Below are 26,047 nucleotides of genomic sequence, written 5' to 3' on the forward strand. Positions count from 1 at the left end.
AGACTATCCAAACTCCTCACATTTATTATCAAAAAAAGTAGCAACCAGTCATAGATAAATGGGCCACGGCGAAAACAAAACGTGGTCTGAAAATGGGACGTCTACGGAAGCGTGGACCACCGAAACCACCTATGAATCATGGCATAAAAAAATTCCCCCTTTATGGAAAGATATTATAGGTTATGCCACAAAGTTAGGGGAATCTTCAAAAGGTAAAGTTAATAGAAGCACAAGGGATCGTTTACTTTTAGAAAAGTTTCTTTATTTTTTGGTGCCACGACCAGAAGTTTGCTAAATCTTGTCGAATGATGAATAGGATTACTCTGTTCTCATCAATTGATTTCTTAATTCACTCGCCCCTCGAAACCCTTACAAAAAGAATCTTTTATAACCAACAAACAATTCTCCACCATAATGATCAAGTGTAGATTGAATGAATGAAATTAGTTCAGTTTTATCATTTGTACTCATGTATGTTTTTGTATATTTAGCTAGTTTATCGCACATGTCTTTATCATATGATTTAAGGCTCCTGGCAACCCACTTGCCTTCACCAACCCAATGGCCATCTGCCCTTAGAATCAGTTCAGTTAACGTATTTATTAACTTATTTAAAATAAATAAACTTTCTACGAAGTCTTCTGAACTTCTAAAATCTGACAAAAAATCTGTCATTTGATACCTGGCTTTATTTATTTGCTCCTCATCCCAAAGTTGTGGACCCTGTTCATAAAGTATTTTTGCCTCTTTTTGTAGCTCCTTTCCCTTCCCTTGTTTATCTTCTATAAGTAGACCTTCGGCACACATTTTAATGATGGTGGGCATTCCTATATATCTAGCTGTTTGAAATTCAACCTCTAGAGATAAAGCCGTAAAAATAAATGCTTCTATTTTCCATCCAAGAAAGTGATAACATTCAATTCTTGGTGTTTCTGTTTCATCCATAATAATTAAGTCAATATCAGATTCTGTTGTTAAATTTCCATAAACAGCACTTCCACCTATCAAGACTATATCTGATTCAGGAAAGTGGGAAACGATAAACTGTTGAGCTATTCGCTTGATCGAGTCTCTCATATGAAACACCTCCCATATCAGGATATTCATGTAGATGATTAGTGTTCTAGAACGTAGGAGCTATTGTCATATGGTAAAGCTGAAATTTTTCTAAGTAAGAACCCATAGTCAGAAGAAGTCAATTAACAAGGTTCTCTATAGGCTTTCAAGCATTTAAACAGAGGATTTTTAGCCATGGGAGGGGATCCAACCTCTCAGGAGTGCACCACCGTCTGAATGGTTATCTACCACCACTAGGTCACCTCCATGTCGCCTAATGATTTTTTTCGAAATAGTCAATCCTAACCCCACGCCCCCGGTTGAACGATTTCTCGATGCTTCCCCACGATATAAAGGTTCAAATACTCGTTGGAGGTCCTTCGAGGAGAAACCCTCCCCTGTATCCCGAACAGTAAAGATCACTTTGTTACCATCGTTAAAGCATTGGACAAAAACTTTACCGTAGCATGGTGTATGTCTGACCGCATTATCCAATAAATTGTTCATGGCTCGCTCCAGCAAATGCGAATCGCCCATGATTACGCAATCGTCCCCAAAATGATCCACGAGAATCGAGATGTGCTTTTTCCGAGCTAAAGGATTCAGGCTGTCAATCGACTTCTGTAACACAAGTGGAAGATCGACCGTGTTTTCTTTCAGTTCCACATCTACATATTCTGTCTTTGTAAATGTAAAAAGTTCCTCTACAAGTCGGTCCAATTGCGCTGACTTTTCCTTACAAACCGCCAAATATTTTGCCATTTTATCCGGCGAATCGGCAATGCCTTTCTCTAGGCCGTCCAAATAACCCCGTAAGGCGAATAACGGTGTCCGTAAATCATGGGCAACAGCAGAAATCACAAACCGCCGTTCATCTTCTAATTCCACTTGTTTTTGAAAAGATTCATTTAGACCATCTACCATCACTTTAAATCCGTCATGAACCTCAGCGATTTCTGTGATCCTGGATGAAGGTAACTGGACATCCAAATCTCCTTCTGCAATCTGCCGAGCACATTGGCTCGTTTTCTCCAGAGGTATGAGAATATATTTTCGAATGGCATATCCGACAATAAAAAAAGCCGATATTAGACCAACGAATGCCGCAATCATTTGAGTTACTTTTGAATTTGCTTGATACATAGCAACCCGTCCAAGTACTTGATCATCCTGAATGATCGAAAAATGTTCTGCCCGCGTAAAGGAGGGCTCCCGTTCGGAATTCGTTCGGAAAATCTCCTGATTAGAGTCGGATAGAATCGATACATCCATATTTATTTTCTCTAATTGTCTGCTCAATTGTTCTTGCCAAGCGGGGTCTGTCCACTTATCGGTGTTTGTCTCGATCAAGTGAATCGTTGCTTCCAAATTCTCTTTTTGAGAATCATCCATTCCTAACCTGACAGTTTTCGTTTCCATAAAATGCGCGGCTACATAGAATAACCATGGCAGAGTGAGAATAAGAAATAAGCTGAGTATGGTAAACTTGCGAATGCGAATTGTTTTCATTTTATTCACCTTTAAAACGATAGCCGATGCCCCATACATTGACTACGAATTGTGGATCATTCGGATCGGCTTCAATTTTCTCACGAAGTCGGCTTAAATGGACGCGAATGGTATGTTTGTCGCCAATTCCACTCCAAAACTTTTCAAGTAATTGGTCATACGAAAAAACATATTTTGGATGTTCGGCAAACAATAGCAGTAAATCATACTCTTTCGGTGTGAGTGAGATGGATCGCCCTCCTACAAATACTTCTCTTGTGGACAAATCCAGCGTAAGACGTCCATATTCCAAGACCCTCCTCTTCAATTCTTGGTGAGAACTGGAGCGTCGTAATACAGCCTTCACTCTGGCAACAATCTCACCCGGTGATGCGGTTTTAACTATATAATCATCTCCTCCAAGTGCCAGACCGCGAATCTTATCTACATCATCGCTGCGAGCACTCAAGAAAAGGATAGGTACGTTGCTTTCCGAACGAATCTGTCGACATAACTCGAAACCATTCATTCCTGGCATCATAATGTCAAGTATGATGCAATGAATTGTACCTTGTTTCAGCACTGCCAGTGCCTGAATAGCATCATATGCAGTTTCCACATGAAAACCGTCATTCTCTAAGAAGTCCCTCAATAGTTCGGCAATGCTTTTGTCATCGTCCACGACTAGAATCGTCTGTAATTCCTTCATGCAAATCCCACCTTTCCTCCGATGACTCTCCCGGGATAATAACCTATCAATCAAATTTCATATTTAGTCTATCATTTTTTCCATAAGGAACAAGGAAAGTTATAGGTTTGATAATGGATTGTGATTGTTTTGTGACTTTTTTGCACCATCGTTTGTGATACTTAAAGGTTATTCTTTCATTGTGAACGATCGGCGAATATCCACTACAAACTGAGTGCAATGTTTCGCCCACTCTTTAACTACTGAAAGGAGGATTTTCAAATGGATTTCGGAAATGACAGTTTCGCATTCTTTCCATTCGGTGCATTGTTTTGCCTTGTCCTTTTCTGTTTTGCCGCGGTTCGAATATTTGAAATTCGATACCGTTATCGTGCTTCCAAACAAGAAGACCGAAACATCACCTCGATTCTTCAAAGCCGGTTAGCCAAGGGAGAACTTGACGAGGCGGAATATCAAAGGTTGAAAGATCTTCTTACAAAATAAGTAAAACCTCAAGCGTCACAGAATCTCAATTCATTAGACCGGATGGTTTCGCCTGATCTTAAAATGGAGGTAATATGTATGCATGTTCAAATTGTTTTATTTGATGGATTTGATTTATTAGATGCCATTGCACCTTATGAAGTATTTTCCTCTGCTGCCATGCTCTCCAATGAGGAGATAACAGTAGAGCTTGTGTCCGCTGATGGTGCGGGAATGGTAACAAGTGGAATTAATCGGTTAAAACTCCAAGCAACTGGTACATTTGATTTATCCCGTAAAGGGATCATTCTTGTTCCGGGAGCATCTGGTACCATTCATGATAATGGGCCAGATTCCATTCCAGTAAAATTAAAAAAAGCCGCTGAAACTGAATTAAGCAATCTACTACGAGAAGCAATGAAGAAAGCCGATATTTTACTTTCCACAGTTTGTGGGGGTTCTCTCATTTTAGCAATGGATGGTTTATTAGAGGGGCGCCATGCAGTAACGCATCATATGGGAATGGGTCTTTTGAGTGCTACCAACGCTATTCCAGTTAATGCCCGTATCGTAGATGATGGCGATCTTGTTACTGGCGGTGGCGTTACTTCAGGGCTCGATGTTGCCCTTTACTTAGTTGAACGAGAATTAGGTCCTCGGATAGCACTTGCTGTGGAACAATTATTTGAGTATGAACGGAGGGGTACGGTTTGGAAAGCTGAAGGAAATGCACCTAAAGAAAGCCAACAAGAAAATCCAATTGAAGCGACAAGGGATCATTCCTCTTACCAAGCTAATCAGAATGTTAATTTTCAAGGGAAATGGGATACTACCATTTCCACTCCTATAGGAAACCTTTCCGTTTTATTAGATTTAACTTCTAAAAATGGACAAATAGTAGGAACTGCAAAGCAAGGAGAAGAAATTGTCACTTTGGACAAACCTGTACTTGAAGGGAATCAATTAAAGTGGTCCATGAAAGTGACTAAGCCCATGCGTCTAACTTTAAAATTTATCGTTACTATAGTTGGAAACAAGATGTATGGTGAAGCAAAAGCTGGAATGCTTCCCTCATCTAAATTAACTGGACATCGTATTTCTTAAAATGGAGTGGGAACGGTGTATTCAATTATTGTATTTTTTCATGTAGTTAGTGCTTTATTTTTGGGAAGCTTGCTAGCTCTCCCTTTAGTCATGAATAGCTTTTTTTCTCGCACGAGTAATGAATTAAAGACAGCACTTAAAACAACTTTGAGCTTTACTCGAGCAAGTCATTATGCATTAGTTTCTTTAATGATTTCAGGGGCTTGGATGGTCGTTGCGCATTCATCCTATCCTTCTATCTTATGGATAGGGATTGCAATCCTGCTGGTAATCCTTATTGGTGGCCTGATAGGAATGATGCATAAAAACATAAAAAGGATCATTTTTGCAGAGAACCCTGAGAAGAAATTATTAGAACATGTATCAAAGTTAAAATGGTACAGCTGGATCACATTTTTACTCATCATTGCTTCTATCTTTATGATGACAAATCGCAGCTTGTTTTCCTAAACATTCAATGGAGGAATAGACCTGATGAAAAAAAGCATTGGAATAATCGTTTTAATCCTCCCAATCATGTGGGTATTACATACATTTTCAAAGAATTTTATGATTGATCCTACTTTCGAAAAATTTATTTCTAGAAAAGATCTGATTCTAACAGATCAATCCCTATGGATATTCATGATTCGCATTCATATTTCGCTGGCTATTATTTCGCTTCTCACGGGCCCGTTAGGCGTTATTAAAAGAATACGAGTAAAATCTATCAAGTTCCACCGTTGGAATGGCCGATTGTATGTCTTGTCTATCATTTTAAATTTCATTCCCGGAGTCTATGTCTCTTTCTTTGCAACCGGGGGATGGCCAAGCACAATAGGGTTTCTTATTTTAAATACATTATGGCTCGGAACAACTATCCTTGGTTATTGGTATATCAAGAGACAAAAAGTAACCTTACATAGTCAATGGATCATTCGAAGTTTCTTTCTTTCCTTTGCGAATATGACTATTTATATAATCGTAGCCATTGCCCATAACGCGATGAATTTTTCCTATGGAAATGCCTATACGATAGCTGTCTGGTTATGCTGGACACTTAATCTACTTATAGCTGAATTCATCATTAGAAAAAAAACATTCTCATAAAAATCGACTTGTCATTTTCGTTGGGATTCCTTTCCCTTTGTGTATATACATTTTCACATGAGGTAAAAGGCTTAATCAGAAGGTTGTAATCATTTGCTACTAAGCTAACGGGGGGTTTAGTTCAATAACGTCTTCAACAATCGGGCGCTTATCGGGAATACTGATGGCGCCCTATTTTGCAGAATCCAAGTTTTGGAATAGAGATGTTCAAACAACACAAAAGTTTAATCATTTCCTAAACAGAGGGAAAGCTTGGGAAAGGAAGTTATTTGACAGATGTTTTCAGATCATGCGAACCGTCTCTGTATGCCATCTGATTATTATTGCTTTAAAGCTCCGTTCGCCTCTGGGATGTTTTCCATGTCAAGCGCATTCATTTGACAGAAGTATTCCAGAAAGTTTTTAGCTTCTTTGATTTGCACTTCATCCGTTTTTAATTCAATGATATCTTTTAAGATTTGAGCGGTCCAAACATTATCAAAATAACGAAATTTACCAGAATTCCATGTAGTTCGATGAGGATAGTTCTTATTGACATAATAATTCCAGAAAAGCATCTTCTCTGCTTCTTGATCCGTGAGCTCGATTCTAAATTCTGCATGGGACGGGACCATCCCATCTTCGCTAAGATTGCCAGAAAACGTTTCATTTACCATGTAGAGACCGAGAATCCGTCTTTTTGTTTCTGGTTGATCCGACTCTCTTGCAGTCAGAAGGCCTGCGCTGTTTGGACGCAAACGAGCTACTCTGTTTAGCTGACCTTTATTTTTTCCGCTTTGAATCTTGCCAGTAGATACTTGCCAATCGGTAAATACTCTTTGTTTCTCTTCTTCGTCCAGCCAGAAAACAATTTGTGAGCTTTCATAAACTCTAGGGTTCTTCAGCTTTTCCCTACGCTGCTGTTCAGACGCCTGTCGTTCTTTCTCTTCTTCACGTTTCCTTTCAAGTGCTTCTTCCATTTCCCTTTTCAAAAGGACTTTCTTCAAAGCTTCTGCAACATTCCGGTCATTTAGTGTAATAAATTTTCCAAAAGCATCAGGGTAAACAAATTTTTTTATATCCTCATTAAAATCAATGGTGATGACAGATTCATCATGATCCACGATATTTCCTTCACCAAAGACTTTATGAGTTACTTCTTCATTAATTAAATTCACTAACCCACTCTCCTTATATAAAATATTCAGGTATTTATTGACACCTATTATTTCTAATTAGCCTGCTTGAATGGAACGAAAATAAGTTTCAAATTAAAAAATCGTACTCAAACTCTGTCTAGAAGAAGTTGAGGACGATGATCAAATGCTGTCTCAAAACTATTCTAACTATAGAATATCATATCATATAATCTAAATTAATGCAAATTTATTATTGACAATGGTAATTTTTTATCGTATAATAATTATTTTTTTAATGTAAATGTGACCGTTTGGCATTTCTCCTAAAATCTTGTGAGAACACATACACGGCAGGATTCCCACTTCCTTCCTGCAGTTCCTCTGGGTTGCTCTCCACTAACCGGTCGATCAACTGTTCAACAAGCTTGAAAGAACCAGTAAAAAGGACAAAGCACCAATATCAGCTTTTTGATACTCTGGTAAAATGGATGCTTCTCATAATTATCTTCATCCTGCCAAGGGAACAGAACATAAGCGCCAAAAGCGAAACGCTCGTAAGGTCCTTCCTGCTTGACTACATGGGCATCACGATAACGATGCATCGTATTAATATCTTCCTCCAGTGGTCCAGGATCTTCCCGGAAAAAATCGATACGGTACTTTGCATCAAAGATATAATCATACGAATACATCTTGCCCTTTTTCTCAATCTCCAACATGATATCAGGTTTTTGTGGAACAGTAGGAAGGTTCCCCGCTCTTTTCTGGAAAGACAAAGTGATTTTCTCCTTTGTCTGGGGATGCCTGAACACCTGCTTCGCTCGCTTATTCTGCATCAGATCCACAAACAGATGCCCCTGCCTTACCTGAAGGACACTTTGATCAACTGCTTCATATTTCTTCCGTAAAATCTGCCCCACTTTGAGATAGGTCCAGTACTCATACAAAGTCGCCACATCCTTGACGGACATTTTTAACAACTCGCCTTGTAGAGCCAGCCCCCGATTGATGATCAAATACATTCGAAAAGCGTCACGGTACCCGGGTTTCATCTGCATGACCATATTCAATAAGCTTTTCCTGATCGGACTCATACGTTTCCAAAACGGCTTTTTCAAATAGCTCTTCAACTGAAACAATTTGCGGTCAATTCTGCCAATAAGCACCTCATCCACTGGCATATCATAGAGACCGCTCGGTCTCAATACTCTCTTCTTCAGATCTAGCAACTGATATACAAGCCGCTCCATCATCCACTTCACAAAGCGGTTTTGAATCGGCTACACTTAGTTGGACAGATTTATTAAGGTCATATAGACTTGATTCAATTTAGTCGGAGGAGAATCGAGAATGACTAAAAGGCAAAGAAGAACTTTTTCAAAAGAATTTAAAGAACAAATCGTACAGCTGTATGCAACTGGCAAGCCACGAACCGAAATCATCAGGGAGTATGATCTAACACCTTCTTCCTTTGATAAATGGGTGTGTTAATACAATATGACTGGCTCTTTTTGAAGAGAAAGATAACCGAACGCCTGAACAGGAAGAACTGATTAAGCTACGTAAAGAAAACCAAAGGCTTGCAATGGAGAATGACATTTGCACCTAAAGGTATAATTGCGACTAAGCATATGAAATGCTAAGTCTTACTAAAAAGCAAGCCGCGCTGATCATGGGACGAAAGTAGATGTGATTCGAAATAACGCTCACAAATACTCGGTATCAGCACATGTTTTTACTGCACCGAGTAACCGCAGGTGCAATGTGCCACGTCCTGCAAATCCCTAGAAGTATGTATTATGATGAAGCCAAAATCAAAGATGGCCAGGAAGAAGAGGAACTGGCAAGGCTAATCAAAGACATATTCAAATCAAGCAGAAATAACTACGAACAGAGAAAAATAAAGATTGAGCTTCAAAAGAAGGGCTGGCTGGTGTCACGTCGTCGTATTGGGCGCATTATGAAAGAGCAGGGACATTGTCTCTAAGTATACCGTGGCCCAGTTTAACCCCCGAAAAACTTCAGTCAATGAATCGGAGGTTGGAAACGTGCTCATCGAGAGTTTAATCAGGACAAGGAGTTAAAGGTCGTTGTCAGTGATCTGACTTACGTCCGTGTCAGACAGAAATGGCATTACATCTGTGTTTTGGTAGATTTGTATAATCGTGAAATCATTGGCTACAGTGCCATCCCGAGAAAACTGCCGCCTTAGTTCAGCGTGCCTTTGCATCAATTCCCTACAGTCTAAATCACCTAGAATTTTCTATACCGATCGGGGCATTGAGTTTCAAAATAAGCTGATCGATGAAGCTCTTGAGGCCTTTGACATCGAGCGTTCCCTGAGCGCAAAAGGAACGCCCTATGAAAATGCCGTTGCGGAAGCGATGTTTAAGACAATCAAAACAGAGTTCGTTAATGGCGCCGTTTTTTCCAGCCAACAGGAACTGGATCTGGAACTATTTGATTATGTGAATTGGTTTAATCATATTCGGATCCATGAATCACTTGGCTATTTAACACCCAGTGAATATAAACGCAAGCACCAGGCTGGAGTATGTGCTATTTAGCAGTAACCCGCGCGCTTTACTTGGAGCGGCGGGCATATAGCTTTGGCGGCTGAGCCAGATTCCCTTAAATATCTGGCTTCCTGGCTCGTTATCCTGCCCGCAGAGGCTCCCAGTCAAGCGACAAACTGCACGCACTATTTTTCATTAGAGCTTCAGATATTCAATATCTTAAACAGGTCTATGTTCCTTATAATAATTGTTCAGTTTAGTGATGACATTCCACTTTTTGATTTTGTACATTGGTTCAACAATTTTCGTATACATGGATCGTTAAACTAACTTACACCAAATGAATACAAGTTAATGCACCTTTCATTTTTTGTGCAGTTTAGTGTTGACATAGTATCACTTCAGCATGATGAAAAAATATAGACACACTTGAAACAGTTTTAGGAAAAGAATAAATAAAGGCCTGTCCTCTATCCTTCAAAGCAAAGTTAGAAAACAAGCCCTTTATCAAGCAAATTTCGTAGCGATTAATGGGTGGTCCTCTTCCAAAAACGGTGTGCGGAAACAGCCTTTGTAAACTCTTCTATAAACTCACTTGGGGCATCCCCGATAACAACCCCTTCGTGGCTGGGTAATTGCAGTGCAAGTATGAATTCCTTCCCATGAAATGAAGCTCCTACAGGTTTATAATGGGAATAAGCTTCCTTTATGAAATTAGAAGCGGATTGTAAAAAGGAATTTCCAGTTTTGGCCCCTCCGACAACATATACCGAATCAAATAACACGGAATCACTGTCAGAAAAGTATGGTCCACTTCTAAAGCAATCCCTTCTCCACCTTTAATCATTCCTTGTGCTTCACTAATGATCAAAGGACGGATGCCGGTTTTTTGTAGGGCTTCTAATATAATCGGAAGATTTTTGTCAAACCCTTCCCCAACCAAGACAGCCATTTTTCTGGTATCCGATCGTTTCACTGTATTTTCCTGACTAAGTGCGGGAGATGACTTTGTGATTGTCGGCCCTTGAAAGCTGTCAGGTGGATGGACACCGATTTTGCGGGCAACAGCTTGCGCCAATCCAAGATCAATATTTGCCAACATATCAACTACTTGTTGACGGACCGTCTTTTCCTTGCACATACCCAATTCAAAGCTAAAAGCATTTGTAATATGGTCTTTTTCCGGCTCACTCATGCTGTTCCAAAACATGATCGCCTGGGAAAAGTGATCTTTGAAACTGTCACTCCGCGCTTGGATTTTTCTGCCCTCAACCTTTTCTTGATAGTGAATATATCCTCCTTCTTCTTCGCTGGACGTTGAAGGTGTATTGCCCGCAAGGGCATTTTTATGGTAGCTTACCTGACCGACATTGATCGTTTGTCTCCCATATCCATCCCTTTGATTATTATGGAATGGGCAGATCGGCCGGTTAATCGGCAACTCATGAAAATTAGGTCCGCCAAGTCGAATGAGCTGGGTATCTGTATAAGAAAACAATCTTCCTTGCAGAAGAGGATCATTTGTAAAATCAATTCCCGGCACCACATTTCCCGGATGAAAGGCCACTTGTTCCGTTTCGGCAAAAACATTATCCACATTCCGATTCAACGTCATTTTTCCAACGATCTTAACCGGGATATCTTCTTCCGGCCATATTTTAGTCGGATCTAAAATATCAAAATCAAACATAAACTCGTCTTTTTCATCTATGATCTGCACACCAAGCTCATATTCCGGGTAGTCCCCATTTTCAATTGCTTCATATAAATCCTGCCGATGAAAGTCCGGGTTCTTTCCATTCAATTTTTGCGCTTCGTCCCATACAACTGAATGGACACCCAGCTTCGGCTTCCAATGAAATTTCACAAAAAAAGCTTTGCCTTCCTCGTTTACAAAACGGAAGGTATGAACACCGAACCCTTCCATCATGCGGAAGCTGCGCGGTATCGCCCTGTCGGACATGGCCCACATCACCATATGGGCAGATTCCTGGTTATTGGCCACAAAGTCCCAAAAAGTATCATGGGCGGTCGCCGCCTGCGGAATTTCATTGTGCGGCTCAGGCTTGATCGCATGAATCAGGTCAGGGAATTTGATGGCGTCTTGAATGAAGAATACCGGTATATTGTTGCCGACCAAATCATAGTTGCCTTCTTCCGTATAAAATTTCGTCGCAAAACCGCGCACATCCCTCGCCAGTTCACCCGAACCACGAGACCCGGCCACAGTGGAAAATCTAACAAATACAGGTGTTTTCTTTCCGGGCTCTTGTAAAAATCTAGCTTTTGTATATTTTTTCAGTGATTCATATACTTCAAACTCACCGTGTGCCGCATATCCTCTCGCATGCACCACTCTCTCCGGGATCCGCTCATGATCGAAGTGGGTTATTTTTTCCCGAAAATGAAAGTCCTCCATCAGAGTGGGCCCCCGTTTGCCCGCTTTCAGTGAAAACTCATCCTCTGACACTTTCAGGCCCTGGTTTGTCGTCAATTTCTTACCTTCGTCATAAGAGCGATACCGCTCTAATTGCTCATCTTTTTCATTGTGGTTCAGCTTATCGTCTTTGCTCATTTTATATAACCTCCCCAAAAAAGATCTCCACTCATCCCCTACCCTTACACCGGATGATAAAACTGAGAATTTCGGAGGATATTTCATACAGAAAGAAAAAGCGCTAGCCCATGCCAAAAGCTGTTCAACTAGCTTATAAGCAGTATCACGGCTGCTCGCGTTTGGCAAATGAAGCATCAACACCTCTTGAACTTGTCACAAAGTTTTAGCATGCAATCTAACACTTTCTTTCCATATAAAAAACAGCGGAGATTTCCCCCTCCACTGTTTGATATTTTCCTGTTCTAAGTACGAATGTTACATATAGTACCAACCACCGTTACATATAATTTAAAAATCTATCAATTTCTTCTTCGGTGTTGTAAAAATGTGGCGAAACTCTAATTCCGCTTCTATAATTGACCATTACATGATGTTTAGCGAAATTCTCCAAGTTTCCGCCTTGAAATAAAGTAATGCCTGATATACTGTCTTCCGGAGACAATAACGTTACATGAGGAATTGTTTTAAGACCTGAGCGCAAGCGCTTCGTCAACTTTTGTACTCGCTCATTGATATATTGATTCCAGGGCAGTAATACACTCAATGTTTCGTGTACTCCTGCAATGGCGGAAAAATTCATATTCCCTGTTTCATACCGCCGAGCATCCTTGCTTAAATGAAAATCAATCTTTTCATATTCAAATGGGGCTTCCATACTAGCCCATCCAACCCAGGGCATCCGCATCTTGTTCATAGTAAGTTTATTTATATAGACGAATGAAACGCCATCGGGTCCCATCGCCCATTTATAAAACCCGCTCACAAGCACATCGACGTGTATTTGTGACAAATCCAACTCACGGCTACAAAACCCTTGAATGGCATCTACTACAAACAAAATATTATTTTCTTTGCAAAAATCTCCTAACCTTTGAATGTCTATCATATTACCATTTGTGGCACTCACCCAACTTACACTAATCACTTTTGTTTTGGATGTGACAGATGCAATAATATGATCAACTGTCAGGCGGTTATCAGTAAAAGGAACCGTCTTCACATTCACCCCACATTCTTGTTGTAAAGCAAGCCAAGGATAAACATTCGACGGAAATTCTTTGTCTGGTATAATGACTTCATCTCCTTCAGACAATAAAAATCCTTGTGCTGCCAAGTTGATTCCTGCAGAAGTATTCCATAAAAACGCTATTTCACTTGATTGTACATGGAGCCACTCGGCTACTAATGAACGCGTTTCCTCTATCAGATTCCACCATTTTGGAAAATCAGGTCCATCTTTTTGTCTTTCCAAATGAAAGTCATGAATGCGGTTAACTACATCAGTATGAAGCGGGGACATTGCCGCATGATCCAAATAAATCTTCTCATTTACAATCGGAATGCCTTCCCGGAAGCGATCTATTGCTTCATTATTCATGTTCTCCCACTCTCTTTCTTATTCGGGAATTATACTCAATAACAACATTTCTATTTTACAGCTTTAGATGTTGAAATATTTTCGCGTATATTTCAATTGCTTGCAACAGTGAATTCTCATCTATCCATTCATCTGCGGTATGTGCTTGCTGAATACTGCCCGGCCCGAATACAACAGTTGGAATTCCAACAGGCTGAATTTTACTTGCATCACATCCGAATGGTAATCCGACATAAGAAACATCTTCTGGTTTATCTTGTTTCAAGATTTCCGCCAAGCTTACAAGCGCTTTATCTGTAAGGTTATTCGTCAAAGGCGGATCAATTAAGTATGGATCATTCCACCTAATTTTGGCCCACACCGAATCCGTAACATGCTGTTTTACAATATTTTTGATTTCATTGAATGCTTCTTCCCAATCTTCTTGCGGGTTAAGGCGTCGATCTATATGAATGGAACATGTATCGGGAATTATATTCACCTGTTCTCCACCCGCTATGAGGGTGACACTGATTGAACTTTTACCACAAAGAGGATGTGTCTTATATTCAACTGTTTCTTTTGCGGCCGTTTTTAATACCTGAATGACATCGGCCATGATCTCAATCGCATTTACACCTTCCCAAGGAGTAGCAGAATGGACACTTGTCCCTAATGCATTGACTTCAAAACGTATACTCCCTTTATGAAACGCCGCAAATTGAAGCTCTGTTGGCTCTCCGACTATCGCCAAATCAGCATGAATAGAATTTTTCACCAAAAAATCGACACCGCGATGTTTGTGCTCCTCATCCACTACTGCGGCAAACAAAATATTGATTGGCAGTTGGCCACCACATTCCATCATGGCTTTTCTGATACCGAGAACCATTGCCGCGATTTGGCCCTTGGCATCACATGCGCCGCGCCCATACCATCTGCCACCCTCGCTTTTTAATGTAAACGGATCAATTGACATGCCCTGAATGCTTACTGTATCCAAATGTGTTTCCAGCAGGATTGTCGGACAATCTTCCCCTGCTTTGTAAGACGCGTAACAGTTAAAACGATTAGGCAACACTTCCTCTTGCCAACAGAAAAAATCAGGCAAATACTTTTTTATATACGCTAGCAATTTATCGCCTACCGCTTTTTCACCAAATAATTCACTCGTTTCGCCATGGTCTTCCGGATTGACACTAGGAACCCGAACCAATTGTTCCAGTAAAATAAATGCCTCTTCTTTCCAGTCCATTTTTCTCCATCCCTTCATTTTTTAAAATGTAGAGGGAACAATCACTTTATTTAATTGCTCTATTGCTTTTTGAATATGAGCTTGCCCATTTTGCAAAAGAAACAAGCGATGGCCGGAAAATAAGGCATCCACATGTAAACCACTTAACTTTTTAATATCTTCACGATAACTGGCAAGATCAGATCCCGGAGCATTTAATAACCCAATATCTCCGTGAATAAAAACAAAATCACTCGCAAAGAGCACATTGCCTTCATCTGTTTTCATCAAAAAACAATACATCCCCGGACTATGTCCGCGCACATAAATGGGCTGAAGCCGCAACGCCCCACATGAAATCATTTCTGTTTCATTCATGACATGATCCGGTTCAAAATAAGTAAAAACATAATCTTCGGGATACCCCCCTGCGTTTTTAGCAAGGCGCAGCGCCCATTCCACTTCATCCCTTTGATCATTCATCCAATTATATTCTTCCTCAGACAACCATACCTCCTTCCCCTCTTTTTGAAAAAATGTTGCCCCGCCGCTATGATCAGCGTGCGAATGTGTACAAATAACCCGGGAAACTTTTTCCCATGGAACATACTTCTGGACATTTTCCTTAATTTTTTCGGAATCAATCCCTACTCCTGCATCAATTAATAGGGCATCACTATCACCATTTACAAGGTAAACGTGGCAGTCATACTCATTAGATAAACCGATTTCGCCACTGCCAACTAAAAATACATTTTTTGTTAATTGCATGTTCCTGTCCCTCCCACACAATTCACACATTTTCCCATGAAATTGCTCTCCGTTCTTTTGCAGACGTAATCAATGCATCACATATTTTAATGCCCAAAACGGCTTCTTCCATTGGAACTACTTGACGTGTGCTTTTATTCTTGATCAATTCCACAAAATGCTCCAGCTCATTCCGCAGCGCTCCATAAACATGACCGTGTATGAATGGCGAGAGCTGGATATCTGGTCTCATCATTTTCCCATGATCCATAACAGATAGCGTATCTCCCGGAAAACGATAGCGAATATGTCCGCCATCATACATCATTTCTAATTCCACATCGAGATATTGTCCATATTCATTCGGTAAGCACCACTGTGTTTCCAGGGAACAAATCATGCCGTCTTCCATTTCAATGAAGCCAAAAAAGATCCCTGGCATATCAATATCGGACACAATCTTTTTTTCCATGGCAAAAAATCGCTTTGGCTTTGAATTCGTATACCATACTAATTGATCAATATCATGAGAAAGAGCCATAAACACCGGATGAGTACGAGCATGTAATGAAAACCGCTCAAAAGGTACATTGCGTTTGAATCTGACTGAATGTATGGGTCCTGTAATGGTTTCCAATTTATTTTTCACGGCCGCATAACCAGGATCAAAGCGAAGCATGTGGCCCGGCAATATGATTGAATCACTTGTTTTAGCCAGCTTTAATAACTGTTCCGCTGTTTCAACTTGAGTAGAAATCGGCTTTTCAATTAATACATGTTTTCCATATTCCACAGCCTGGCGCGCGATCGGTTCATGACTCTGTTCATCAGTTGCGATAACAACCGCGTCTAATGCTTTTTCTTGTAACAACTTCGTTACATCCGTATACGTTTTTTCACTGCTAATCCCATATTCTTTCGCCACAATCATTAAACGCTCTTCACTGCGATTACAAATTCCGAATAATTCCACTCCATTCATGGAACGTATCGTACGAATATGCTCAACTCCGAAAGCTCCGGTACCGATCACCGCAATCCTTACCACTCATATCACTCCCGCTTATTCTTCTATTTCTTTACTGCCCATCTTTTCAAAAAACAGTTGTACTTTTGCTTCATATTCGTTCGTGGGTTTGATCATAAGACTTAACACAACACCTGTAATCAGCGTCATGAATGTACTAGTCGCTGTAGTGGCAGCAAGACCTTGTATCCCTCCTACTCCCAGTATAGAAACAAGCAGTCCGCTTCCAGCTCCTACAACAATAGAAATCACCGCGGCCATCGCTTTCATTTTTCGCCAAAATATCGCTAAACAAACAATGACAAAAATAGGCATGTCGGTTACAGCTATCACATTGAGAATGGCATCCACCGCTCCGCCTAAAAACGGCACAATCATGGCCCATATCGTGCCAATAATAGCTAAAATGATCGTTGCGATCCGAGACACTTTTAAATAATGTGAAGGTCTTTCTTTTGGTTTCCACTTTTTATAAAAATCTTCTGTGAATAAGGATGAAGATGCGCATAATGCCGAGTCAGCGGTTGATATGCCGGCAGACAATAACGCGGCAAAAAATATCCCCAATAAACCAACCGGTAATAATTCAATATACACTTGCGGACCAACCATATCCGGGTTAAGACTGGCAACTAATTCTTCGGATAAAATAGAGTGTGCCGCCAATCCCGGTAAAATTTCTAAAATAGCGATTGGAATCGCAATAATCGCAGCGAAAATTAATCCCCATCTCGCCACATTGACTGATTTGGCGGCAAGTCCTCTTTGCATCACAAATTGGCTCGTAATAAAATAAGGGAAACCTAAAATAGTCATCGCGATAATCCAAGGCCAGCCATTGGCATTCTCTGCTGACGGAACCCATTCCGTTAAGTGGCCAGGAACAGATTGAACGACCCCGTTCCATCCCCCTAATTGGGAAAAAATATAGGCGCCTCCGATAAAAAGGCCGGCAAACATAAAGATAAACTGAATGGAATCGGTTATAACGACTGATCTCAAACCACCTAAATACGTATAGATCACGACAATTAAAGCAATGATTAATATCATCCAGTTCATATGAATGCCGAAAACCAACCCTAAAATAACCGCTGCAGCGTAAACCGTCACACCATACCGATTTAACGTATCAGCCAGTATCCAAATGACACTTATTAACCCTCTTACGCGACCATCATAACGGTCTTCAAAAATCTCCGACATGGTATTGTATCTTAATTTTCTGTAAATAGGCACAAAAACAACAGCTGCCAGTACACATGCCATGGCGTTTAACGCGATCCAACTGACAGAAACACCCGCATTATAAACTAACCCCGGCTTACCAACCAAACTCCATGTTGAAAAGTTTGTCGCACCAAAAGTGGCCGCCAACATGAAGGGACCAAAAGTTCTCCCCGCTACCGCAAAATCTTCAAAACTAGAGATACCTTTTGAAACCCACCAACCGATTAATAAAGTAAGCAATACATATAAAATGATAATCACGATATCGATGCTTGCGATCGTATGATCCATTTACCGATTCTCCCCCTTCACCGCTTCCTTTTCCTCTTCAGAAACCATAAACGATAACAACTCGTTGCGGGCGACAGCTATAATCCCTCCGACTATCCATAGTAAATAACCAATCATCACAAAAGGAGTCACTACACTTCCGGCAAGCACTGATCTTAAGATTAAGGCAATGACAAACATGAAGAAACTGACAACCATTAGCCCCATGCCAAATCGCCCTTTTAACACCGGGTCTTTTTCCTGCTTTTCAAATAAAATCTTTCCCTTTAATTCCAAGTACGGGCCGACACTCAGCAAAATGGCGAACACGACAACAGAACCTAATATTAAAACGCTTCCGAAATCCATCTATCATTCCCTCCTCATTTCATATGACTTCTTGCTTAAATACCTTCAATCGCTCTAACACTTTTTCTTTCTCTCTATTTTGAATCCACTCGGCTTCTACTAAACTACCGCCCACGCCAACAGCTTTTACTCCCGCTTGAAACAGCGCTTTCACGTTTTCAAGTCCGACACCTCCAACCGCCAGTAACTGAATCTTGTTTAACGACGCCAGCACATCTTTTATATAGGAAGCGCCTAATTGGCGAATAGGAAAAATTTTAATCAATTCTGCCCCCAACTCACTCGCATATTGAATTTCGGTCGGCGTCAATGCCCCGGGAATATACGGGATCTCTATGTCACGCGCTGCCATGGCCACTTCTTTTGATACGTTTGGAGCCAGAAAAAAGGTGGCCCCACAATCTCTTGCATCACATGCCATTTTTTTCGTTAAAACGGTCCCGGCACCTATGTCCATGTCCTTCCCAAATTCCTTCGCCAATTTCTCTAATACAATGTAACTATTCGGACGGTTTAGTGAAACTTCCAATATGTTTAACTCCGCTTCCTGTAAACAACCCGCTAAAAATAAAGCATCTTCTATTTCCATCCCCCTTAAAATGGGGACAATCTTGCAAGCTGTTATTTTTGCTAACATTTGATCACCGATCCTTTCACTCATTATTGCGACTATTACAATTAACGAAGCGTTTCCGAGTCTTTATTCAAAAAGCGCTCCAACTCATGTTTCATCGGCAGTCCACTTGTATCTCCTTCTGAGCTAACCACAAAAGCGGCACAAGCGTGACCAAATTTTACAGACGTTTCATGATTTTCGCCTCGTAGATAACCATGTAAAAATCCCGCCGCAAAAGCATCTCCCGCACCAATCTCATCCACTACACGCCTCACTGGAAATGGAGGTACAAAGGTATGACAGCCCTTCTGTATGATCCACGCTCCATTGGCTCCATCTTTCATCACAGTAAGCGGGATAGCCCATTCAGCCAACTGCGCTTGGATATCCCGCAAATGTTTTGCTCCACATAGCAGCTTCATCTCACTTTTCCCGGGTAAAAAAATATCGCACTGTTTTGCAATGGGGATCAAGACTTTTTTCGCCTCTTCTATACTCCATAATTTCAAACGAATGTTTGGATCAAAGCTAATGACCGTTTGATGTTGCTTTGCCAACGCGATGGCTTCCATCACCAACTCTTTACAAGAAGCGCTTAATGATGGCGTAATACCAGTAATGTGGAGAACTTTGGCATCTTTCACCCACTTGTTTTGGAGATCTTTTTTACTCAATTGAGTGGCAGCAGAATGGTCCCGATAATAAATCACTTCTGTATCTAATAACTCTTTTTTTTGTTTAAACATAATTCCTGTCGGATAATGAGGATCAATCATAACGCCGCTCGTATCAATCTGATGGGCATTTAATTCATATAAAATTTTTCGTCCAAATGGGTCATCCCCCAATCTGCTAAACCATTTAACCCGATGTCCGAGCCGTGCCAAAGCGATGGAAACATTCGTTTCAGCACCGGCGACAGAAACAAACGAATCGTGGTGTTGCACAATTGAACGATTATTTAATGCGGTAAAAGCGACCATTGTTTCACCAAATGTCAGTACATCCATGTCGTAACCCCTATTCTTCTAGTTCTACGATTGTCTCAATTTCTACTGGTGTATTAAAGGGCAACTCATTCGCTGACAAAGCGGAACGGGCATGTTTGCCTTTTTCCCCAAAGACCTCTTCTAAAAATTCAGACGCGCCATTGATGACATAAGGTTGTTCAACAAACCCGTCTGCCGAATTAACAAAGCCCAATAGTTTAACAAAGCTTTTAATATTGTCTAAGTTGCCAATTTCGCTCTTTATCACCGCTAACGTATTGATCATCGCTTGTTTAGAAGCCTCGTACCCCTCTTGAACTGTTAAATCCTTACCCACTTTTCCTTCATACAAAAGCTTTCCATTTACACGGCAATCTTGACCTGATACATACAGCATATTACTGCCAAACCTTTTAGCGGGTATATAAACGGCAGCAGGTTGAGGCGCCGGAGGCAATTCAATTCCTAATTCCTTTAACTTTTTTTCAATTTGTGACATCGTAACATCCCCTTTGTTTTAATATTTAAAACAACGTTTCAATATATAGCGAAAAAAATTAGAGACTTCCCAAACGGCGTGATATGAATTGAGCAGTCTCTTTCACCTCTAAAGCCAAATCAAATAATCTTTCTTCATCTATACGTGAAGAGGGACCAGCAATACTAATCCCGCCAAGCACTTTCCCATTATAATTGAAAATAGGCGATGCTGCGCAACTCACACCCAATTCATGCTCTTCTCTATCTAATGCGAATCCTTGTGCCCGGATCATTTTTATTTCTTTTTTAAGATGGGCAGCATCGGTAATTGTGTTTTTGGTAAATGGATGAAAATGAATATGATTCATAATATGGTTCCTTTTTTCCTCAGGAAGAAAAGCCAAAATTGCCTTGCCTACGCCCGTACAGTAAACCGGTGCCCGTTTGCCGACTTTTGAATACATACGAATCGATCTTTCACACTCTACTTTATCAATATAAACGACTTCGTGATCATCAATGATACCAAGGTGAACGGTTTCATTCACACGATCTTTTAAATCAACCAAAAACGGACGTATATCTTTTGTCCAATCCACTTTATTCACGATACGTGAAGCAAGCTCAAACAATCTAATCCCGGAATGATATTTTTTTGTATCAGGCTCTTGTTCCAAATATTGTTCTTCTTCTAATGTCGCCAAAAATCGATAAATAGTACTTTTATTTAGATCTAGTCGTTGTGCTAATTCCGTGACACCGATTCCATCATCACTTTTGGCAATTTCTTCTAAAATACGCAACAACCTTACAGTAGATGAATTACGTAATGACTTATTCAAGCTATCCACCTTTTTCAACTATTAAAACATTGTTTTATTATTTTTTCATATTATAATCGAAGCGAAGCATAAAAGTCAAATAAATATAGTTAAAATTTTTTCTACAATGACATGAAAAATGTGAGAAATCGGACATAACACAATCTAGCTTAAGCGCCGCATCCTGCCCAAATAAATGAGTATTCCACACTTGAGCGATAACAAAAACTCGACTAAATTAAATAGCCTAAACGACCTCAAGTGAGGGATGAAAAAAAACCGCAAATCTCGCGGTACAAAAGTTGAAAATGATTCATTCCATTGTTCATTAAGGAACAGCGGAGAGCTAACTCTCCACTGTTTTGGAACGTTCGTTTTGCGCTTCAGATCGTTTCTTTCTGTCTGTTACCTCAAGGACATCAAGCAAAAACACAAAAACCGGAATCCCGATGATCAGCCCCCAAACCCCAAAAAAGTGTTGCGAGAATATCAGGACGATGAATGTATAGAAAACGGGCAAATCCGTTTTGGCCGACATGAACTTCGGATTTAATACATACGCCTCAACCGCATGAATGATCGCAATGGCCGCCACAACATAAACGACCTTAATCAAGCCACCGATCGAATAGGCGATCAAGCAAAGCGGAATCAAGGAAATGATCACACCCGCAACCGGAATGAGTCCCAGAAAAAAAACCATGAGCGCCAATACAAATAGCTGAGGAAAATCCAAGATCACGAGCGCCACCATTGTCAAAAAGCAATTGACAAGGGCGATCATAAACTGGACTTCTATCACCTTGCCAAAGGTACGCGTAAATTTTTTTCCGAAAAACTCAAGCTCAAAATAAAAGGGAGCGAGTTTACTGCTTTTAAATTTTGCCGTAAATTCTTGTAAACGGGGCTTTTCCAGCAAGAAAAACAAGCTCAATACCAAAGCAATCATCACGTGGATACTTATTTTGCTAATATCCGTAAACGATTTGATCAGAAAAGAAAAGCCATTTTCCAAATAGGACACGATTTGATTTTTGGAAATAACCGCTTCGATATACTTGATCACAGTATTGTCGTGCGGCTGCGTGTAAAAAGCGTTGACTTGTTTAATCAACTGGCTTATTTCCAAAGTTAAAATGGGAAGATATTTCACAAGCCCGTATGCCAGCACACCGACAATGACCGTATACATAAACAAAACGAGCAGCTTCCGGTTAACTGGAATTCGCTTTGCGGTGAATTCAATCAGGCGATTCATTAAATACGAAAAGATAAAGGTCAGTAAAATCAAATTCATCATACTTCTCATGCTGTATAAAATCAGGACAATCAGAGCAAAAATAATGATGCGTTTGACCCCTTTTTTTTGAAATATTTCCATGATGCCCATTCAGTTCGTGTCCCCTTGTCTATATATCTCTTATCCCTCTATTATAACAATGATCCCGTTCTGGCAGGAAATTAGTTTTAAAAAAATACATCAGTCTTTTTTGGAACAATCAGGAACCACTTGCAAAAAAAATGATTGAAAAATGGTTATAGATGTACTATTATTTGTATGTGAATTTTTAAGAATTGCTGGTGTAGCACAGTTGGTAGTGCACGTCACTCGTAATGACGGGGTCGCAGGTTCAAATCCTGTCACCAGCACTTGAAAACGACGTTGAAATGTCAACGATTCCGTAAATGTGGAGTCGTTTTTCCTTGTCGGCAAGCTTGTTCCCCATCGGCTTCGTAAAAAGTGTGTGGTGATAATCCAGTCCATTCAATTTAGAATTCGCAAGAACCCTTTGCGCCATCTTAAAATCAAAAGACTGCACGGGAAGTGTGCTGGCCAGACCACTATTTCACTATGGATGACAGCTATTCGGCACCACCAACGAGCCGGGCGGAAACATCATCCCGATATGCGAATGCTGATGCATTGTCTGATGAGAACTTTTACCGTATAATAGCTTTGTTCCACCTCTCAAAATGGAGAAGTACCCAAGTCCGGCTGAAGGGGATGCACTCGAAATGCATTAGGGCGGGCAACCGCCGCGTGGGTTCGAATCCCACCTTCTCCGCTCTACATTTTATTCCGACTTAATATTAAGCGGAAAACCTTGATACACAAGGGGTTTGTGAGTTTTTGTGATTTTTCAATAAGCCTATAATTTTACTCATTTGTTACCAAAATGTTACCACGGAAAGAGAGTTAAAAGCTCTCTTTTTTTATTTTTTCATAAAGAATAATGAAATTTCAAACTCCTATCGAGGGCTCTTTTTATTCAAAAAAACATTACCTTTATTTTTGTGATACCTATTTAATTTTTTGAATAGGTATAGTATAATTAAATTATCGAAAGGGGGTGAACAGGTGGATGTAGAAAAGTGTATCGCAACATTCGCTCTACTGGCAGGAGCTTTCAAAGCCATCACATCGGGCATGAAAGACCTGCACGACATATCGAAAGAGCGAAAAGAAAAGCGACGTTCTCCGGGCAAGAAGAAACGTCGCAGGTGAAACAGAGGGAGGCTAAAACCTCCCTTACCCAAAAATTATAACACATCCACTCGGAAAATATGCTTAAAAAATTTGGTTACAGTAACATAATGGTATTAGCAATTGGCCTTGTAATCATGTTCGTTTATGTTGATTTCCAAACCCCTTCTAAGCTTGACGTGTTCATGATGCTTGTTTTTGGGCTAACAATTTTAGTTTATATATTTAAGCTGGTGTTGATTATGTTTAAGAAAGGAGATGGAAAGTGAAGTACCAATTTGAATCAACTGAAGATTTATTGAGATTTTTAAATGAAAATTTATTGTCTACAGTTGAAGCAGCAGAAATATTAGGTGTATCAAAAGCGAGGATCGGTCACATGGTACGAGATGGAAAATTAATGCCTGCCAAGGACCAGCCTAAAATCTTTTTGAAGGAAAGCGTTTTGGAAAGAAAAGCAGAGCAAGGGGAATTAAGAAAAAAATACAGGCCATACGATGAATAAAGCCCGGGTTTATCGGGCTTTATTTCTGTATTCAATAGGAAATTTTTACGAAAAACACCATAAAATGCTTGCCTAATTATACTATGCATAGTATAATTAGATATAGAAAAGAGGTGAAGGAGTGGATGACTTAGGCAAAATAATAGCCCTAACCATTTCGATTTTAACAGTTCGTCAAATGTGGTTGACCGCCCGCAAGACGAAGTTGGAAATCAAAAAGTTAGAGCTAGAAATCAGAAGGAAGAGGCGGGGAGGATAACTCCCCTCTCTCCCCTAAGTATACCACAATAACATGGATATATTAACAATCGGCATTATTGTTGTTTGGATACTTGCGATCCCCATATTTATTCGTTACCTGTTTTTAAATGCAAGGAAAAAGAGGCTAATGAAGGAGGCTGAAAAGCTTGCAAAGGAACAGACAAACCGAAGCAAATAAAAAATGGCAGCAGAAAAACAAAGAACGAGCCAAATATTTAAGCGATCGCTCTAGGACAAGGAGCTTCATACGGAATCAAGCGACACTTGAGGACGTTGAGGAGCTTAAAAAGCTTCTCGATGATCGTAAGGAGTTGTTAAAAAAAGATGAAAATTAAAATCGGACCACGAAAGCTCAGTTTAACGGACGAGTATACAAAGACAGCTCGTCCATTAAGGGCTTGTTTTTATTTAAACTCAATGGTGACTTCTTCTTCACCAACCATAATCTCTCCTTTTTCGTTATGCGGTATTTTGGCTTTGGCCAATAGTTTATCGTTACTTTCGTCAAACACCCACAACCATACAGCATCCACTCCGTACCATCCGCTTTGATTCCAGCCAAACAATTTTGGCTTGGTCTTTTTTGGTAGCGGCTGATACAACTTCCGGCCCAGGGGCTCCCCATCTGCCACAAGCATGTATAATCCGATTGCGGAAGACCAGGCAGACTTCCCATTTTTCCTTTCCACAATTAAAATAAACTCGCGATATTTGCGAGTTTCGTCAATTTTATGGATAAAACCAAATAGAGCTGCAGTCATGGACTTTTGCCATAACTCCATTATAAAAGGTTTGCCGCCCATCTCGCCTTTTGAATGTTTGCAGAAATTCTCTACAAATTCAATAGCGTGATTTGCCCTAGTTGGTGAGTATTCATATTCTGAATCTTGGTTGTGTAAATCGTCCACAAGCTTTTTATAAACCCTACGGACTTTATTGCTGACTACCTCTTCACCAGAATCAATTTTGTTCCAGTATTCGATGATTGGATTATATGTAAGTGGATAGCGTTTTATTTTCTGTTTCATCGTCTATTCACGAACGCATCAAACCCGTCATCTTCCTCCGCGGCCACTTCCTTAGGGAGAAGGTTGAACAGTTTATCATAGGCAGCCGTGTATCGGTTGATCATCGTGTTAAAAGATTTCTGAGCCGGGTTCTCGACCATCATTTTTTGTGGCCCTTGAACCATTTGATATGTCGGACCTTTTGTCTTGATATTATCTTCAAGGATCTGGAGCGTAATTGTCATAAAAGCGACTCTCTCAATCAATCTTTTTGCAACTTTTTGTTTCTCTTCAGATATATCCTGAAATATTTCCTCTAATTTTGCGATTTCTAAAGCTATCATTTCATCCTGTTTTTTTCTACTAGGTTTTGCCATTTTCGTGTTAACCCCCCCTTATGCGAAAATGACCTGTGTATTACAGAAAACTTGGCGCTCGCTCGGCAGGGCCCCGCTTTTTTGACCGTACCTAGGGGGGCCTGACCAAC

General features: G+C 40.3%; 26 protein-coding genes, 2 tRNA genes and 3 pseudogenes. 11 read left to right on the forward strand and 20 right to left on the reverse strand.

The features are described from left to right. Positions 1 to 369 precede the first annotated feature (369 nt). The 3 genes from NST31_RS06765 to NST31_RS06775 form a co-directional block, all read right to left on the reverse strand. Positions 370 to 1,077 (reverse strand): nucleotidyltransferase domain-containing protein, encoded by a 708-nt coding sequence (locus NST31_RS06765; protein WP_339164685.1) that lies wholly within the window; start codon positions 1,075 to 1,077, stop codon positions 370 to 372. A gap of 168 nt (positions 1,078 to 1,245) precedes the next feature. Further along, entirely contained in the window at positions 1,246 to 2,565 is a 1,320-nt protein-coding gene (locus tag NST31_RS06770) for a HAMP domain-containing sensor histidine kinase (protein ID WP_339164686.1), read from the reverse strand. A 1-nt stretch (position 2,566) separates the two neighbouring features. Next, on the reverse strand, positions 2,567 to 3,253 hold the full coding sequence (locus NST31_RS06775) for a response regulator transcription factor (RefSeq protein ID WP_339164688.1): 687 nt from the start codon (positions 3,251 to 3,253) through the stop codon (positions 2,567 to 2,569). A 261-nt stretch (positions 3,254 to 3,514) separates the two neighbouring features. Here NST31_RS06775 and NST31_RS06780 point away from each other — a divergent pair, with 261 nt between their 5' ends. From NST31_RS06780 to NST31_RS06795, 4 genes are all read left to right on the forward strand, one after another. Beyond that, the gene (locus NST31_RS06780) at positions 3,515 to 3,736 is read left to right on the forward strand and encodes a hypothetical protein (RefSeq protein ID WP_339164690.1); all 222 of its coding nucleotides are present in this window, start codon (positions 3,515 to 3,517) and stop codon (positions 3,734 to 3,736) included. Positions 3,737 to 3,814: 78 nt separating this feature from the next. Continuing rightward, positions 3,815 to 4,819, forward strand: a complete 1,005-nt coding sequence (locus tag NST31_RS06785) for a DJ-1/PfpI family protein (RefSeq protein WP_339164691.1) — start codon at positions 3,815 to 3,817, stop codon at positions 4,817 to 4,819. A 15-nt stretch (positions 4,820 to 4,834) separates the two neighbouring features. Further along, positions 4,835 to 5,269, forward strand: a complete 435-nt coding sequence (locus tag NST31_RS06790) for a hypothetical protein (RefSeq protein ID WP_339164692.1) — start codon at positions 4,835 to 4,837, stop codon at positions 5,267 to 5,269. Positions 5,270 to 5,293: 24 nt separating this feature from the next. Continuing rightward, positions 5,294 to 5,908, forward strand: coding sequence for a DUF2306 domain-containing protein (locus NST31_RS06795; protein WP_077111294.1), 615 nt, complete (start codon positions 5,294 to 5,296; stop codon positions 5,906 to 5,908). Positions 5,909 to 6,228: 320 nt separating this feature from the next. Here NST31_RS06795 and NST31_RS06800 read toward each other — a convergent pair whose 3' ends face one another. After that, a complete protein-coding gene (locus NST31_RS06800; RefSeq protein WP_339164693.1) occupies positions 6,229 to 7,065 on the reverse strand; it encodes a malate synthase in 837 nt (278 codons plus the stop codon). Between the two features lie 377 nt (positions 7,066 to 7,442). Continuing rightward, positions 7,443 to 8,288, reverse strand: a complete 846-nt coding sequence (locus tag NST31_RS06805; protein WP_139345614.1) for a DUF2357 domain-containing protein — start codon at positions 8,286 to 8,288, stop codon at positions 7,443 to 7,445. A gap of 88 nt (positions 8,289 to 8,376) precedes the next feature. On the opposite strand from NST31_RS06805, the pseudogene NST31_RS06810 reads away from it, so the two are divergent. Beyond that, a pseudogene (locus tag NST31_RS06810) lies at positions 8,377 to 9,593 on the forward strand (IS3 family transposase). 476 nt (positions 9,594 to 10,069) lie between these two features. On the opposite strand, the pseudogene NST31_RS06815 reads toward NST31_RS06810, so the two are convergent. The 12 genes and pseudogenes from NST31_RS06815 to NST31_RS06870 form a co-directional block, all read right to left on the reverse strand. Then, positions 10,070 to 12,117 (reverse strand): annotated as a pseudogene (locus NST31_RS06815) (catalase). A 319-nt stretch (positions 12,118 to 12,436) separates the two neighbouring features. Next, positions 12,437 to 13,537: an aminotransferase class V-fold PLP-dependent enzyme gene (locus tag NST31_RS06820; RefSeq protein ID WP_077111290.1), complete on the reverse strand. Its 1,101-nt coding sequence runs from the start codon at positions 13,535 to 13,537 to the stop codon at positions 12,437 to 12,439. 55 nt (positions 13,538 to 13,592) lie between these two features. Then, complete coding sequence (locus NST31_RS06825) at positions 13,593 to 14,771, reverse strand: M20/M25/M40 family metallo-hydrolase (RefSeq protein ID WP_339164694.1); 1,179 nt, start codon at positions 14,769 to 14,771, stop codon at positions 13,593 to 13,595. A 21-nt stretch (positions 14,772 to 14,792) separates the two neighbouring features. Further along, entirely contained in the window at positions 14,793 to 15,521 is a 729-nt protein-coding gene (locus tag NST31_RS06830) for an MBL fold metallo-hydrolase (RefSeq protein ID WP_077111288.1), read from the reverse strand. Between the two features lie 22 nt (positions 15,522 to 15,543). Next, complete coding sequence (locus NST31_RS06835) at positions 15,544 to 16,548, reverse strand: Gfo/Idh/MocA family oxidoreductase (RefSeq protein ID WP_077111287.1); 1,005 nt, start codon at positions 16,546 to 16,548, stop codon at positions 15,544 to 15,546. Between the two features lie 15 nt (positions 16,549 to 16,563). After that, positions 16,564 to 18,048 (reverse strand): sodium:solute symporter family protein, encoded by a 1,485-nt coding sequence (locus tag NST31_RS06840; protein WP_077111286.1) that lies wholly within the window; start codon positions 18,046 to 18,048, stop codon positions 16,564 to 16,566. Then, entirely contained in the window at positions 18,049 to 18,396 is a 348-nt protein-coding gene (locus NST31_RS06845; protein WP_077111284.1) for a hypothetical protein, read from the reverse strand. A 19-nt stretch (positions 18,397 to 18,415) separates the two neighbouring features. Further along, the gene (locus NST31_RS06850; RefSeq protein ID WP_205180272.1) at positions 18,416 to 19,033 is read right to left on the reverse strand and encodes a bifunctional 4-hydroxy-2-oxoglutarate aldolase/2-dehydro-3-deoxy-phosphogluconate aldolase; all 618 of its coding nucleotides are present in this window, start codon (positions 19,031 to 19,033) and stop codon (positions 18,416 to 18,418) included. A 41-nt stretch (positions 19,034 to 19,074) separates the two neighbouring features. Continuing rightward, positions 19,075 to 20,022, reverse strand: coding sequence for a sugar kinase (locus tag NST31_RS06855; protein WP_339164695.1), 948 nt, complete (start codon positions 20,020 to 20,022; stop codon positions 19,075 to 19,077). A gap of 10 nt (positions 20,023 to 20,032) precedes the next feature. Then, positions 20,033 to 20,500 (reverse strand): RidA family protein, encoded by a 468-nt coding sequence (locus NST31_RS06860; protein ID WP_205180276.1) that lies wholly within the window; start codon positions 20,498 to 20,500, stop codon positions 20,033 to 20,035. Between the two features lie 58 nt (positions 20,501 to 20,558). Beyond that, positions 20,559 to 21,323 carry an IclR family transcriptional regulator gene (locus NST31_RS06865; protein WP_339164696.1) on the reverse strand — a complete coding sequence of 255 codons (765 nt, stop codon included), beginning with the start codon at positions 21,321 to 21,323 and terminating at the stop codon, positions 20,559 to 20,561. 325 nt (positions 21,324 to 21,648) lie between these two features. Continuing rightward, complete coding sequence (locus tag NST31_RS06870) at positions 21,649 to 22,692, reverse strand: AI-2E family transporter (protein ID WP_077111278.1); 1,044 nt, start codon at positions 22,690 to 22,692, stop codon at positions 21,649 to 21,651. Between the two features lie 187 nt (positions 22,693 to 22,879). On the opposite strand from NST31_RS06870, the gene NST31_RS06875 reads away from it, so the two are divergent. The 6 genes from NST31_RS06875 (at position 22,880) to NST31_RS06900 (ending at position 24,888) form a co-directional block, all read left to right on the forward strand. Continuing rightward, a tRNA-Thr gene (locus tag NST31_RS06875) sits at positions 22,880 to 22,952 on the forward strand. 326 nt (positions 22,953 to 23,278) lie between these two features. Further along, positions 23,279 to 23,368, forward strand: a tRNA-Ser gene (locus NST31_RS06880). A gap of 293 nt (positions 23,369 to 23,661) precedes the next feature. Next, the gene (locus NST31_RS06885; protein ID WP_339164697.1) at positions 23,662 to 23,808 is read left to right on the forward strand and encodes a hypothetical protein; all 147 of its coding nucleotides are present in this window, start codon (positions 23,662 to 23,664) and stop codon (positions 23,806 to 23,808) included. 244 nt (positions 23,809 to 24,052) lie between these two features. After that, positions 24,053 to 24,292 (forward strand): helix-turn-helix domain-containing protein, encoded by a 240-nt coding sequence (locus NST31_RS06890; RefSeq protein WP_339164698.1) that lies wholly within the window; start codon positions 24,053 to 24,055, stop codon positions 24,290 to 24,292. A gap of 121 nt (positions 24,293 to 24,413) precedes the next feature. Then, positions 24,414 to 24,551, forward strand: a complete 138-nt coding sequence (locus NST31_RS06895) for a hypothetical protein (protein ID WP_339164699.1) — start codon at positions 24,414 to 24,416, stop codon at positions 24,549 to 24,551. Between the two features lie 148 nt (positions 24,552 to 24,699). Continuing rightward, entirely contained in the window at positions 24,700 to 24,888 is a 189-nt protein-coding gene (locus NST31_RS06900; protein WP_339164701.1) for a hypothetical protein, read from the forward strand. 69 nt (positions 24,889 to 24,957) lie between these two features. On the opposite strand, the gene NST31_RS06905 is transcribed toward NST31_RS06900, so the two are convergent. The 3 genes and pseudogenes from NST31_RS06905 to NST31_RS06915 all read right to left on the reverse strand — a co-directional run bounded on the left by NST31_RS06905 (position 24,958) and on the right by NST31_RS06915 (position 25,937). Then, complete coding sequence (locus tag NST31_RS06905) at positions 24,958 to 25,086, reverse strand: hypothetical protein (RefSeq protein WP_339164702.1); 129 nt, start codon at positions 25,084 to 25,086, stop codon at positions 24,958 to 24,960. 1 nt (position 25,087) lies between these two features. Next, a pseudogene (locus NST31_RS06910) lies at positions 25,088 to 25,581 on the reverse strand (terminase large subunit); the annotation flags it as partial. Next, complete coding sequence (locus NST31_RS06915) at positions 25,578 to 25,937, reverse strand: hypothetical protein (protein ID WP_339164703.1); 360 nt, start codon at positions 25,935 to 25,937, stop codon at positions 25,578 to 25,580. The pseudogene NST31_RS06910 and the gene NST31_RS06915, both read right to left, overlap by 4 nt. Positions 25,938 to 26,047: the final 110 nt, after the last annotated feature.

The organism is Siminovitchia sp. FSL W7-1587, from assembly GCF_037963795.1.
In the GTDB taxonomy this organism is placed as follows: Bacteria; Bacillota; Bacilli; order Bacillales; family Bacillaceae_C; genus Siminovitchia; species Siminovitchia thermophila.